Genomic DNA, 13,314 nt, shown 5'->3' with positions numbered 1-13,314 from the left:
TGGCAGTGCCCCTGTGTCCAACCACGCTGCACGCGGCCAGCGCCGATGAGGCGGCGTCGCAAGCGCCGGTCACGCGACATTATCTGGTCACGACACAGGTCTTCGGTACCACGCGCTATTTCCGCCTCGATCTCGACTGGCGTGGCGAAAAGCTCGGCGGCAGCTGGAACGGTAACAGTCTGGACGGGGCTGTCATGAACAACATCCTCAGCTTCGTCGCCAAGGACAAGTTCGGCGGATCGGACCGGGTTCAGGCGGTCATTAAGGACGGTGTCCTGTCAGGCACCATCGTCTCGATTGAATCCGTGGGTGCGACAATTCCCTATGCTCATGCCTTTACGGCCACCCTCATACCCGAGCGTAGTGCCGCTTCCCCGCGACGCCATGACTTCGTCCCGACCGTTTTCCACCGACAATTTTCAGCGCAAACCGCGCCCGTCCTGACGATCGCGCCGGGCGACACGGTCCATACCATCACGGTCGATGCCGGCGGCGTCGATGCAGCCGGCGTGAAGCGATCGGCCGGCGGCAATCCGCAGACCGGGCCCTTTTATGTCGAGATGGCGATGCCGGGCGACATCCTCGCCGTCCACATCACCCGGCTGCGCCTCAACCGCGACTGGGCGGGAACCGACGATGCGCTCGTCGAAAGCGCGCTCAACAGCCGGCTCGCAGTGATGACGAAGGATAATGGCAAGCCGGTCAAATGGCATCTCGACCTAGCGCGCGGCGTGGCGACGCCGGAAAATCCTGACCCGCATCTCGCCGGCTATACAGTGCCGTTGCGGCCGATGCTGGGCTGTATCGCCGTAGCGCCGGGGCCGTCGGACGCACCCGCCCCGACCGGAGATTCGGGCAGCTGGGGCGGCAACATGGATTTCAACGAGATCGTCGAGGGGACGACAGTCTATCTGCCGGTCCGCAATCCCGGCGCGCTTCTTTATGTCGGGGACGGCCATGCGCTGATGGGTGACGGCGAGATCAACGGCAACGCGCTCGAAACCTCGCTCGATGTGGAGTTCACCGTCGATGTGCTGCCGGGCAGGCGAATGCCCGGCCCCCGCGTCGAATCCGCGAACCACATCATGGCGATGGGGCTGTCCGGTTCGCTCGACGATGCCTTCAAGAGCGCCACCGCCAACATGGCGCTATGGCTGACCGACGATTATGCATTCACCCCGTCCGAGGTAGCCCAGGTGATCGGCACCGCGGCGGAATATCGGATCAGCGAGGTCGCTGACCGCAATTCCGGCATCGTCCTCAAGATCGACAAGGCACGCCTGCAGGGCCTGTCACGGCCGGCGAAATGACCGCGCGCGGCCGCCCCCCGCTGGCGCCCTGGGCAGCGAATCTGGCTGAGGTCCATGAACCGAGCCCCGGCGAGATCGACGCGGCGCGGATGGCGGTGCGCATCCTGACGACGCTCGATCAGGGCGACATGCTGATCAGCGTCGCGCCCGAGCCGTCTGGGCATTCGCGCGCGAGGCCGGAGTCCTTCACCCTGCCGGCAACCCTGTTCCGCACTCTTGTCCGGCTGGTCGAGGAAACCGGCAAGGGCAACGCCGTGGCGATCGTGCCGGTCGGGAGCGAACTGACCACGCAACAGGCAGCCGACCTGCTCGACATCTCGCGGCCCCATCTCGTCAAATTGCTGACGCGCGGCGAGCTGCCGTACCGGATGGTTGGGACTCATCGGAAGATCAGCGCCCGTGAGGTGCTCCGCTATCGTGCCAGGACGGCTGCCCGAGGCTGAGGCTCTCCTTGGGACAAGCGCCTTTCTTCCCCTCTCCTCTTAGGAGAGGGGCAAGCTGCGCAGCAGCGCGGGGTGAGGTTGAGGGCGAGACGCTGATGTTGGTCACCCTCACCCTTCCCATCGCTGCGCGATGGGCCCCTTCCCTCTCCCAATGGGAGAGGGAGAAGTGGCCGGACTCGCCTTCCGACTAGGCCGTAGACTCATAAAGCGGCCATCCCGCTTCCGCCCCATATTACGCCGCTCACGTGTTTGAGACTGGTTCCTGAAAGCAGACGCTTGCCGGGACCGGTTTGCCCGTTACGATTGCCTCCATGACCGAAGATCCATCATACGCCATCCTCGATCCTCGCCCAAATGTGACAAACGCTCGCTATACATTCTTTCTTCCAAGCTCCGCAGAGATTGCCGCTGTCGGAGAGGGCGATCTCGTCAAGCTAACGTTCGAATATACTCACGACATCGAAAAGTGGGCGGTTGAACGGATGTGGGTCATCGTAAAGGACGCGGAGGGCGATACGATTTGGGGTATTCTCGACAATGAACCTTTCGAGCCGACGTCAAAGCTCAAGGTTGGCGATATAATCCGATTTGAGCGACACGACATTCTGTCGATACAATGGGCACGCCCGGAAGCTGCTCCCCGACCAAGCGACTACCGGGAGTATTGGGATCGCTGTCTCGTCGATCAATGTGTTCTCGACGGCACGGAGCCGGTTGAATACCTTTATCGTGAAGAACCGGACATGGCCTCGGAGGGCGACAAACATCCCGATAGTGGTTGGCGCATTCGAGGCCGAATGGGCGATGCCACGGACGAAGAAGCGGAAGCTCGCCAACTGTCGTATGTCGCACTCGGGGCGGTGTTGAATCAGGATGACAGTTGGGTTCATCTAATCGACGAGCCGATCGGCACAGCATTTATGCGTGACTTCGATACCGAAATGTATGTTCGAGAAAACCGGGCCTAGGACTGGTTTCCCGCTCCTTCCGCCGGAAGCTGCCCGAGCGCTTCCCGCCACCTTTCGCCGTTCAGACGCACCCCGCCGCCCGTCACTGCCTGAAAGCCGACCGGCGGGTATTGGGCCGGAAAGCTGCCCGGCGGCAGTCACCCCAGTAGCAGCCGTTCAAAAAGCGCGTTAGCATTCGATATGATTATCTCCCCACGAAACACCGAGGCGACCAAACTTATCGCCGAGCTACCAGCTTGGAATGATGGGAATGGGATTGATGCCGAGAGCTGGGTGGGCTGCGTAGGATCGTTCGAGTTAGCCATCGGATACAGTTTGATATTCTGGCCGTCGTTTGTGCGTATCGGCCAGTATGTTGTGATAGCCGGCGTCGATAAAAGCGCCATAAAAAGCTGGGAAGACGCGAGAAAATACAACCGACGCGAAATCGAGGCCGTCCTGAATCATGTCCATATCGCGGATTTGCACGGGAATGATTCACCATTGTCAGAAGCGCAGGCGCGTTTCATCGGCCGGACGCTGAAATCGATATACGAGGTCAAGCTCGCTTCGGAGTTTCGCGATACGCCCTTTGAAGTAATGTTCAATGACGAGCCATCCCTGGACATCATGGACTACCAACTAACATTTTGGCAGGCCGATGCGTGAAATGGCGAGCGGCAGCTAACCACCAATTTCCGCCGTTCAGCTTGCGCATCGACGGCGGTCCATTTTATGGGTTCACGGCCTAATGCCAGGCATCTTCAGCGATCCCACAGCGAGAAGTCAGGCCCCCAGCTTATAAAAAACCGCCGCGTTGTTGTAGAAGATGTCCCGCTTCTGCTCCTCCGTCAGAAACGCCGCAGCCTCGACATGCTCGACCGCGAGCCCGATGCCGTCGGGCCAATACATATGATCTGACCCGAACATTACCCGCTTGCCGAAGCCGGCCTCGACCAGGCGGTGCAGATAATCATGGAAGGCCGGGCGCGGCAGCAGCCACGAGAGAGCGCCGGTGTCGATGTTGACGTTGTCGTAGAGCATCATCATCGCCTCGGCCTCCTCGATATAGGGCCAGCCGCTGTGCATCAGGTTGATCCGCAATTTGGGATGCTTGTTGAGCGCCCCTTCGACCGTCTCGGGATGGCCGAACGCAGCCCGCGCCGAACGACAGCACGGATCATAGGTGGTGCCCGCCGGCATCGTGCCGAGATGAATCGCGACGGGAATGTCGAACTCCTCGGCGAGCGCGAGATAGGGATCATATTTCGGGTCGCTGATCGACAGGCCGGCATATTGCGCCGTCACCTCGCCGAGCACCTTCAGTTTGCCCGAGGCGAAGGCGGCGCGCAGCGTTTCGAGCGGCGGCAGCGGCGTGTCGTCCGATCCCCGTACGCCGGCGCCCGGCACCACCCGATCGGGCGCGCGATCATGCCAGTCATAGACGGCCTGCAACCGATCACCATCGCCGCCGCTGACCACGCCTTTGACGATGTTGTATTTCTGCATCTGCTCGAGACAGGCAGTAAGATGGTCGGCGCCCGTGAGGATCGGGCTCTTCACGCCGGTGATCGGGTTCACGATCGGAACCGGGAGTTTCATCGTCGCGGGATAGGCGTGCATATGGACGTCGATGATCGGCTTGCGTGGGGCATCTGCCGCGATCACGACGCCCGGGAGCGCGAGCGCCGCTGCGGTGCCGGCGCCCATTTTGAGGAAATCCCTGCGCGCGATCTGCATGTCCAACACTCCGGTTCAAGGGCGCTTCAGCGCGGCCTTCACTGCTACCGCCCGCACATCACCGGCGAAATGACCTCGGAGGTAGTATTCCGGCAAAAGGCCTCGCCTCGGCGAACCCGTAGAAAATGTCAGCGACCCTCATGACATTTCCAACACGCATCGAGCCCCGACACCCCCGATAGGCATGACATAATTCACCGGCGCCAGGACGGGTTTTCGCCGATTCCCTCTCGTGAAAACCTAACATCGGCCCGGAATACGCTCCGAATTATGTCACACTCGGCGCATTCGGACACCGCCGACGAGCCTGATTCAAACCCGCCGCGCTTTCACCTATTCAGCCTTATGTCCCGCCAACACCGTCCACTCCGCATCAGGCCCTCAAGCCTCCAGAATTCGATCATGCGCGCGGCGGTGATGAAAGGACGAAGGCTGGCAAGCCCCGAGAAACTTGCTAGAGCCCGGCCTGTATGAGCCAGACCGAATCCTCCGTAAGTTTTCGCCTCCGCCGCGAAGTGGAAGGGATAAGAGGGTTTTTGCAGCGCACCTGGGGGCGCTGGTGGGTCAAGGTGCTGGCCGTGCTCGCGGTGCTCGCGGCGATCACCTATGCGCTGGTGTGGCTGATCTTCGCCCGCGATCTGCCTTCGGTCGACAAGCTGCGCACCTATGAGCCGCCGATGCCGACCAATGCGCGCGGTGCCGACGGCACGCCGATCCACAGCTATGCCCGCGAACGCCGCGTCGAGCTTAGCTATGAGGAATATCCGCCGCTGCTCGTCCGCGCTTTCCTCGCCGCTGAGGATAAGACGTTTTTCGAGCATCACGGCGTGGATTATCCGGGTCTCGCCGGCGCGGTCATCGATTATGTCACCAAGATCGGCAGCGGCAAGCGCGCCAAGGGCGGCTCGACCATCACTCAGCAGGTCGCCAAGAACCTGCTGATCGGCAACGAATATTCGAAGACGCGCAAGATCAAGGAGGCGATCCTCGCCTATCGGATCGAGGATGCGCTGACCAAGCAGCAGATCCTCGAGCTGTACCTCAACCAGATCGCGCTCGGCCGCAACGCGTTCGGCGTCGAGGCGGCGAGCTATGCCTATTTCAACAAGGAGCTGAAAGAGCTCGATCTCGCTCAGCTCGCCTATCTCGCCATCCTGCCCAAGGGCCCGTCCAACTACGATCCGATCCGCCACCCCGACCGGGCGCTCGAACGGCGCAATTATGTGCTCCGGGAGATGCTCAAGAACGGCTTTATCGATCAGGCCCAGCACGACCAGGCCGCCGCCGAGCCGCTCGGTGCCGTGCTGCGCCAGACGCCGACCACCGAGATCGCCGGCGCCGGCTATTTCGTGGAGGAGGTCCGCCGCCAGCTGATCGACAAGTTCGGCGAGACATCGGAAGGGGGCCGCAACCCGTACAGCGTCTATGATGGCGGCCTGTGGGTTCGCACCTCGCTCGACCCGAAGCTTCAACAATATGCGCAGACCGCCCTTCGTGACGGGCTGGTCCGGTTCGACCGCAACCGCGGCTGGAGCGGCCCCTTGCGCCATGTCGAGATTTCCGGTGACCGCTGGCTGCCGGCCTTGCTCAATACCAATATCACGCTCGATTATTCTGATTGGCGCGCAGCCATTGTCGTCTCGATCAGCGAGGGCGGTGCGACGCTCGGCTTCTCCAACGGCCAGACCGGCCTGCTGCCACGCTATGCCGCGCAGATGCCGGTGCGCGGCGTGGGCGGCAATGCCTTTGACGCGTTCAAGGTCGGCGACGTGCTGGCGGTGGCGCCCGAAGGCGGTAGCTTCAGCCTGCGATCGATCCCCAAGATCTCGGGCGGCTTCGTCGTCGAGGAACCCCAGACCGGCCGCGTGCTTGCGATGCAGGGCGGTTTCGATTCGAGCATCCAGGCCTTCAACCGCGCGACCCAGGCGATGCGGCAGCCCGGCTCGACGATCAAGCCGATCGTCTATTCAGCCGCCCTTGAAGGCGGGATGACGCCGGCCTCGATCATCGTCGACGGCCCGTTCTGCGTGTTCCAGGGCGCAAGGCTCGGGCAGAAATGCTTCAGGAACTTCGGCAACAGCGCTGGCGCCGGACCGCACACGATGCGCTGGGGCCTCGAACAGTCGCGCAACCTCATGACGGTGCGCGCGGCCTCGCAGACGGGCATGGAGCGTGTCGTTTCGCTGATGGACCGGATCGGCGTCGGCAAATATCCGCCCTATCTCTCCTTCGCGCTCGGCGCCGGCGAGACGACGGTATCGCGCATGGTCAATGCCTATGCGATCCTCGCCAACCAGGGCCGCGCCCATCCGGCGACCCTGATCGACTTCGTCCAGGACCGTCACGGCAAAATCGTCTGGCCCGAGAACTGGCGCGCCTGCGATCGCTGCAACGCCTCCGACTGGAACGGCAAGGCAATGCCCCGCCCGCAGATGCGCGGCAAGCAGGTGGTCGACGCGATGAGCGCGTTCCAGATGGTCCATATCGCCGAAGGCGTGATCCAGCGCGGCACCGCGACCGTGCTGCGCGATCTCGACCGCCCGATGTTCGGCAAGACCGGTACCAATTCCGGCCCGACCGACGTGTGGTTCATCGGCGGTACCCCGCAGATGATTGGCGGCGTCTATATCGGCTACGATACGCCGACCAGCCTTGGCGGCGGCGCGCAGGGCGGCACGGTCGCCGCGCCGATCTTCAAGGAATTCGCGGTCAAGGCCTATGAGGGGCTGGAGAAGATCCCGTTCCGCGCGCCGCAGGGCATCCGGATGGTCCGGATCGACCGCGCTTCGGGCAAGCCGGTGTTCGGCGCCTGGCCGACGAGCGACCCCAAGGCGGCGGTGATCTGGGAAGCGTTCAAGCCCGAGAGCGAGCCGCGCCGCAATGCCCGCCACGACCTGGCCGAAGACGCCGACAAGCCGAGGGAAGCGAGACCGACCGAACGCAAGGAGGCGCCCAAGGACAGCGATTTCTTGCAAAGGCAGGGCGGTATCTATTAGCGGCTTTGACGCATACCTATATGAATCATCTCCGTGTCCGCGGGGAACCATCGTCCATATTGCACCTTGATCACGACCACCGCTTTCCGCGCAGATCGATCGAGATGGGATGACGCATAGAGTTGGAGTGAATGATGCGCGCCGAAGCGCAGGCCCATATCGATACGATCAACGATGCCCTCGCGCTGCTGCGCCGTTTCCTTGACTGGGACCGCGCGCTGCGCCGGCTCGACGAGCTAAACGCGCGCGTCGAGGATCAGGCATTGTGGAACGACCCCAAGCTCGCCCAGGAAGTGATGCGCGAGCGTCGCCGCCTCGAAGAGGCGATCAACGCAACGCGCGCGATCCAGAGCGAACTGAGCGACACCGCCGAGCTGATCGAGATGGCCGAGGCCGAGGGCGACGAGGAGATGGCGGCCGAAGGCACCCAGAGCCTCGCTGAACTCGCGGTGCGCGCCGAACATGACAAGATCCAGGCGCTGCTCGCTGGCGAAGCTGACGGCAACGACACCTATATCGAAGTCAATTCGGGCGCGGGCGGGACCGAGAGCCAGGATTGGGCCGGCATGCTGCAGCGTATGTACACCCGCTGGGCCGAGCGGCGCGGCATGAAGGTGGAGCTGGTCGATCAGCATTCGGGCGAGCAGGCCGGCATCAAGTCAGCAACGCTCCTGCTCAAGGGCGAGAACGCGTACGGCTATGCCAAGACCGAGAGCGGCGTTCATCGTCTCGTCCGCATCAGCCCCTATGACAGCGCCGCGCGCCGCCATACCAGCTTCGCCAGCGTCTGGGTCTATCCGGTGATCGACGAGAATATCGATATCGAGATCAACGAGAGCGAGCTGCGGATCGACACCTACCGTGCGTCGGGCGCGGGCGGGCAGCACATCAACACGACCGATTCGGCGGTGCGCATCACGCACATCCCGACCAATATCGTCGTGCAGTGCCAGAATCAGCGGAGCCAGCACAAGAACAAGGCCGAAGCCTATAACCAGCTTCGCGCCAAGCTTTACGAGCGCGAGCTGCAAATCCGCGAAGCCGCCGCCAATGCCGAGAATGCGACCAAGACCGATATCGGCTGGGGCCACCAGATCCGCTCCTACGTCCTCCAGCCCTATCAGCTGGTGAAGGATCTGCGCACCGGCGTGACCTCGACGAGCCCGTCCGACGTGCTCGATGGCGATCTCGATCCGTTCATGGCGGCTGCGTTATCGCAGCGCGTGACCGGCGAGACGGTCGAGGTGGAGGACGTCGAGTGAGAGTAAGGCGCGGTTCGCTTCGCATCGCGGTGTTGTCCGCGCTGGCGCTGGCGGGCTGCCGTGCCGCTCCCGATGACGGGCAGGAAAAGGCCGGTCCCTTCCCGCCCGCCGACCGCCCGGTGGCACAGATCGTCTCGTCGCGCTGGTCGACCGAGGAAGCGCGCGACCGGCTGAACGAAGCGACCGAGGTGATGAACAAGGCCGGCATCAAGCCCGGCATGACCGTCGCCGATATCGGCGCGGGCGAGGGCTATTACACGATCCGTCTCGGCGAGCGGATCGGCAAGAAGGGCCGTGTCGTTGCCGAGGATATCGTGCCCGCCGTCACCGAAGCGCTGAGCCAGCGCGTGTTGCGCGGACCGCAGCTCAGCAATGTCTTCGTGCAGCTCGGCCTGCCGACCAACCCCAAGCTGCCCGATGCGAGCTTCGACCGGGTGTTGATGGTGCACATGTACCATGAGATCGAGCAGCCCTATGAATTCCTGTGGCGGATGCGTCCGGCACTGAAGCCAGACGGGCTGGTGGTGGTGGTCGACGCGAACCGGCTCACCCAGAATCACGGCACGCCCCCGGCTCTGCTCAAGTGCGAATTCGCCGCGGTTGGCTATCAGCTCGTCGAGATGGACGACATGCCTTCCGCTGGCGGCTATCTCGCCACCTTCCGCGCGATCGGGCCACGGCCTGAGCCGAAGGCGATCAAACCCTGCAAGCTGGGCGGCTGATGCGGCAATATCTCGATCTCATGCAGCGTGTGCTCACGACCGGCGCGAAGCAGATGGACCGCACCGGCACCGGTACGCTGTCCGTGTTCGGGCACCAGATGCGCTTCAACCTGGCTGGCGGCTTCCCGGCACTCACCACCAAGAAGCTCCATCTGCGCTCGATCATCGTCGAGCTGCTCTGGTTCCTGCGCGGCGACACCAATGTGCAGTGGCTGCGCGACCGCAAGGTGAGCATCTGGGACGAATGGGCCGACGAAGCCGGCGAGCTCGGGCCGGTGTACGGCAAGCAATGGCGCGACTGGGAGACGGCTGACGGCCGCCACATCGACCAGATCGCCGAGCTGATCGAGCAGATCAAGACCAGCCCCGCCTCGCGGCGCCAGATCGTCTCGGCATGGAATCCGGGCGATCTCCACGCCATGGCGCTCGCCCCGTGCCACTGCCTGTTCCAGACCCATGTCGCGAACGGCCGGCTGAGCCTGCAGCTCTATCAGCGATCGGCCGACATCTTTCTCGGCGTGCCGTTCAACATCGCCAGCTACGCGCTGCTGACTCACCTGCTCGCGCAGCAATGCGGGCTCGAGCCGGGCGAGTTCATCTGGACGGGCGGCGATTGCCATCTCTATTCGAACCATCTCGACCAGGCGCGCGAGCAGCTGTCGCGCGGCCCCGGGCCGCTTCCCCGGCTGGAGATCCTGCGCAAGGCGCCGTCGATCCATGCCTATGAATATGAGGATTTCCGGCTCGTCGATTACGAGGCGCAGCCGCATATCAAGGCGGCGGTCGCTATATGATCACCCTCCATCTCGCCCGGGCCGATAATGGTGTGATCGGGCGCGATGGCGGCCTGCCCTGGCGCCTGCCGGCCGATCTAAAGCGCTTCAAGGCGCAGACCATGGGCAAGCCGATGATCATGGGGCGCAAGACCTTTGAGAGCTTCCCAGCCCCCCTTCCCGGCCGCCGCCATATCGTGCTGACCCGCGATGCCGGCTGGTCCGCGCCCGGCGCCGAGGTGGCGGCCGATATGGATGCGGCGATCGCGCTCGCTGATGCGCCCGAGATCGCCGTGATCGGCGGCGCGCAGATCTTCGCGTTGTTCCTGCCGCATGCCGATCGTGTCGAGCTGACCGAGGTTCATGCGGCTCCCGAGGGGGATGTGATTGTCCCGGCCTTCACCGACTGGCACGAGGTTGCGCGCGAGGATTATCCCGCCGAGGGTGAGCGGCCGGCCTATAGCTTCGTGACGCTGGTGCGACCCTAGCCCACCGTCACCCCGGACTTGTTCCGGGGCACACCGTCCCGCATACCAACCGGGATCGGCTCCAGCGGCGCAGTGGATGCCGGAACGAGTCCGGCATGACGAGGGGTGAGGATCGAAATGCGCAAATGGCTTCTGGGCATCCTCGCCTTCCTTATTCTCGCCGCTATCACCTTCTTCATCGTCGCGCCGGGCTATGTCGAAAACTCGATGAACAAGGTCGAGCCGGTCGCGCTCAAGATAACGCCGCGTGCCCGGACGCTGCACGCGACGCTCCAGATCGCGGACATGCATGCCGACACATTGCTCTGGAAACGCAGCCTCCTCGATCGCAGCGATCGCGGGCAGGTCGATCTACCGCGACTGCTCGAAGGGCCTCCAGATCTTCTCCTCGGTGACGAAGACGCCCAAGGGCCAGAATTACGACGCCAATTCGGCTGAGACCGACAATATCACCAGGCTCGCCATCGCCGATCTCCAACCGGTGCGGACCTGGGGTTCGCTGCTCGAACGATCCTTGTGGCATGCGACCAAGCTGCAGCGCGACGCTGATGCTTCGAAAGGGCAGCTGCGGCTGATCCGAACGCCCGCCGAACTGGAACGGCTGCTCGCGGACCGCGGCGCCGGCAGGAAAGTGGTCGGTGCGATGCTGTCGATCGAGGGGCTGCAGGATCTCGAGGGCAAGCTCGCCAATCTTGACCGGTTGCATGATGCCGGCTTCCGCATGGCGGGGCTGGCGCACTTCTTCGACAATGATGTGTCCGGCTCGATGCACGGCGAGGCCAAGGGCGGGCTGACACCGCTCGGGGTGCAGGTCGTGCGGCGGATGGAGGCGCTCGGCATGGTCGTCGATGTCGCGCATGCGAGCCACAGGACGATCGCCCAGGTGATCGCGATGGCGCATCGCCCGATCGTTTCCAGCCATGGCGGGGTGCAGGCGACCTGCAAGGTCAACCGCAACCTGACCGATGACGAGATCCGCGGCATCGCGGCGACCGGCGGCGTAATCGGCATTGGCGATTGGGATGCAGCGATCTGTACGACCAAACCAGAGGGTGCGGCGACCGCGATCGCCCATGTCCGCGATCTTGTCGGCATCGACCATGTCGGGCTCGGCTCGGATTTCGACGGCGCGGTGACGACCGGCTTCGATTCGAGCAAGCTCGCCGCCGTCACCCAGGCGCTGATCGAGCGCGGCTTTTCCGATGCCGACATCGCCAAGGTGATGGGCGGCAATGTGCTGCGCGTGTTGCGGGCCGGCATCGCACCTCAAGGCTAGCGCCCCCGGTTTCGCCCCCCTATAGCCTCGGCCATGGAGCGACTTGATGGTGGCTCGGTGGTGCCGCCTGAACTTCGGGGCGGGATCGTCGCGCTGGGGAATTTCGACGGGTTCCATTTGGGGCACCAGGCGGTGGTCGGCCATGCGGTCGAGCGCGGTCGCGCAGAGGGGCGCCCGGTGCTGGTCGCGACCTTCGACCCTCATCCGGTCCGTCATTTCAAGCCTGATGCGGCACCCTTCCGCCTGACCACGCTCGACCAGCGCGAGCGACTGTTCGCCGAAGCGGGCGCCGATGCGATGATCGTGTTCCGCTTCGATGCGGCGCTGGCCGGCCAGACCGCGCTCGAGTTCGTCGCTGACCGGCTGCTCGACAAGATCGGCGCGGGCGGTGTGGTGACCGGGGACGACTTCACCTTCGGCAAGGCGCGCGGCGGCAATGTCGATGTGCTGGCCGATCTCGGCGCGAAGAACGGCTTTTCGGTCGATACGATTGCGCCGATCGCGCTTGACGGTGAGCCGGTCTCGTCAAGCCGGATCCGCGAGCTGCTGATCGCCGGCGATCCGCGCGGCGCGGCGCGCCTGCTGACCCGTCCCTTCGCGATCGAAGGCCTGGTGCAGCACGGCGACAAGGTCGGCCGCACGATTGGCTATCCGACCGCCAATATCGATATGGGCAATTATCTGCGTCCGGCTTACGGCATCTATGCGGTGCGCGGGCGGCTGGCCGATGGCAGCATGCTCGAAGGCGCGGCCAATCTGGGCGTGCGGCCGAGCTTCGATCCGCCGCGCGAGCTGCTTGAGCCCTATTTCTTCGACTTCGACGGCGACCTGTACAACCAAACGATCGAAGTCTCGCTGATCGAGTATCTGCGCCCCGAGGCAAAATTCGACGATCTCGATGCCCTGAAGGCACAGATGGCGATTGATTGCGACCGCGCCAGGGAAGCACTCGCCGCCGCCTGACGTGGTCGGTCTGGATTCAGTCCAGGTCGAGGCGAAAATCGTGAGATGCGAGCATCGGAGCGCAGCGTGCTTTCGGCACGTGAGCACCGAAGCGCAGTAGCTCGCGATTTGCAGCCCGGCATGGGCTGAATCCAGGCCGACCGCGACGAAAATGGGGGCCGGCATTGCTGCCGGCCCCCTGTCGCCTCGCCTCGATCTGATCGGACGTTCTCCGAAGAGATCGCCCTCACCTTTCGGTTCAGCGGCTGCTCCACCCGGATCGCGAACGGTCCGGACTTCGCATTTCGGTCACCGGGGCCGAGCGCGATACCCTTGCGAGCCTCAGCGCTGCGGCCTCCGGCGGCCAGCTCGACCGTCAGATCGAAACCCGACAGCCTCGCTTTGGAATATCGTT

The 13,314-nt window shown here is 63.7% G+C and carries 11 protein-coding genes and 1 pseudogene; 11 read left to right on the top strand and 1 reads right to left on the bottom strand.

The annotated features are described in order from the left end of the window. Nucleotides 1-5 precede the first annotated feature (5 nt). The 4 genes from AC1DVS_RS15020 to AC1DVS_RS15005 all read left to right on the top strand — a co-directional run bounded on the left by AC1DVS_RS15020 (nucleotide 6) and on the right by AC1DVS_RS15005 (nucleotide 3,369). Nucleotides 6-1,310 carry an acetamidase/formamidase family protein gene (locus AC1DVS_RS15020; protein WP_478024295.1) on the top strand — a complete coding sequence of 435 codons (1,305 nt, stop codon included), beginning with the start codon at nucleotides 6-8 and terminating at the stop codon, nucleotides 1,308-1,310. After that, entirely contained in the window at nucleotides 1,307-1,753 is a 447-nt protein-coding gene (locus tag AC1DVS_RS15015; RefSeq protein WP_478024293.1) for a helix-turn-helix domain-containing protein, read from the top strand. The genes AC1DVS_RS15020 and AC1DVS_RS15015 overlap by 4 nt, the downstream gene beginning before the upstream one ends. Before the next feature lie 311 nt (nucleotides 1,754-2,064). Continuing rightward, nucleotides 2,065-2,721 (top strand): immunity protein Imm33 domain-containing protein, encoded by a 657-nt coding sequence (locus AC1DVS_RS15010; RefSeq protein ID WP_478024292.1) that lies wholly within the window; start codon nucleotides 2,065-2,067, stop codon nucleotides 2,719-2,721. Nucleotides 2,722-2,901: 180 nt separating this feature from the next. Further along, the gene (locus AC1DVS_RS15005; protein ID WP_478024290.1) at nucleotides 2,902-3,369 is read left to right on the top strand and encodes a hypothetical protein; all 468 of its coding nucleotides are present in this window, start codon (nucleotides 2,902-2,904) and stop codon (nucleotides 3,367-3,369) included. Nucleotides 3,370-3,486: 117 nt separating this feature from the next. On the opposite strand, the gene AC1DVS_RS15000 is transcribed toward AC1DVS_RS15005, so the two are convergent. Beyond that, nucleotides 3,487-4,440, bottom strand: a complete 954-nt coding sequence (locus AC1DVS_RS15000; RefSeq protein WP_478024288.1) for an amidohydrolase family protein — start codon at nucleotides 4,438-4,440, stop codon at nucleotides 3,487-3,489. Nucleotides 4,441-4,910: 470 nt separating this feature from the next. Between AC1DVS_RS15000 and AC1DVS_RS14995 the strand changes: the two genes are divergently transcribed. From AC1DVS_RS14995 to AC1DVS_RS14965, 7 genes and pseudogenes are all read left to right on the top strand, one after another. Beyond that, nucleotides 4,911-7,436 carry a penicillin-binding protein 1A gene (locus AC1DVS_RS14995; protein WP_478024286.1) on the top strand — a complete coding sequence of 842 codons (2,526 nt, stop codon included), beginning with the start codon at nucleotides 4,911-4,913 and terminating at the stop codon, nucleotides 7,434-7,436. 134 nt (nucleotides 7,437-7,570) lie between these two features. Next, complete coding sequence (prfB, locus tag AC1DVS_RS14990; RefSeq protein ID WP_478024284.1) at nucleotides 7,571-8,698, top strand: peptide chain release factor 2; 1,128 nt, start codon at nucleotides 7,571-7,573, stop codon at nucleotides 8,696-8,698. Between the two features lie 41 nt (nucleotides 8,699-8,739). Continuing rightward, nucleotides 8,740-9,420 (top strand): class I SAM-dependent methyltransferase, encoded by a 681-nt coding sequence (locus AC1DVS_RS14985; protein WP_478024460.1) that lies wholly within the window; start codon nucleotides 8,740-8,742, stop codon nucleotides 9,418-9,420. Further along, complete coding sequence (locus AC1DVS_RS14980) at nucleotides 9,420-10,214, top strand: thymidylate synthase (protein WP_478024283.1); 795 nt, start codon at nucleotides 9,420-9,422, stop codon at nucleotides 10,212-10,214. The genes AC1DVS_RS14985 and AC1DVS_RS14980 overlap by 1 nt, the downstream gene beginning before the upstream one ends. Continuing rightward, nucleotides 10,211-10,681: a dihydrofolate reductase gene (locus AC1DVS_RS14975; RefSeq protein ID WP_478024281.1), complete on the top strand. Its 471-nt coding sequence runs from the start codon at nucleotides 10,211-10,213 to the stop codon at nucleotides 10,679-10,681. The genes AC1DVS_RS14980 and AC1DVS_RS14975 overlap by 4 nt, the downstream gene beginning before the upstream one ends. Nucleotides 10,682-10,798: 117 nt before the next feature. Further along, nucleotides 10,799-11,957: pseudogene (locus tag AC1DVS_RS14970) on the top strand (dipeptidase). A 33-nt stretch (nucleotides 11,958-11,990) separates the two neighbouring features. Beyond that, nucleotides 11,991-12,920 (top strand): bifunctional riboflavin kinase/FAD synthetase, encoded by a 930-nt coding sequence (locus AC1DVS_RS14965; RefSeq protein WP_478024279.1) that lies wholly within the window; start codon nucleotides 11,991-11,993, stop codon nucleotides 12,918-12,920. Nucleotides 12,921-13,314 lie beyond the last annotated feature (394 nt).

This window comes from Sphingomonas sp. P3_C5 (assembly GCF_056402635.1).
This window is presented reverse-complemented; position numbering and strand designations above follow the sequence as displayed.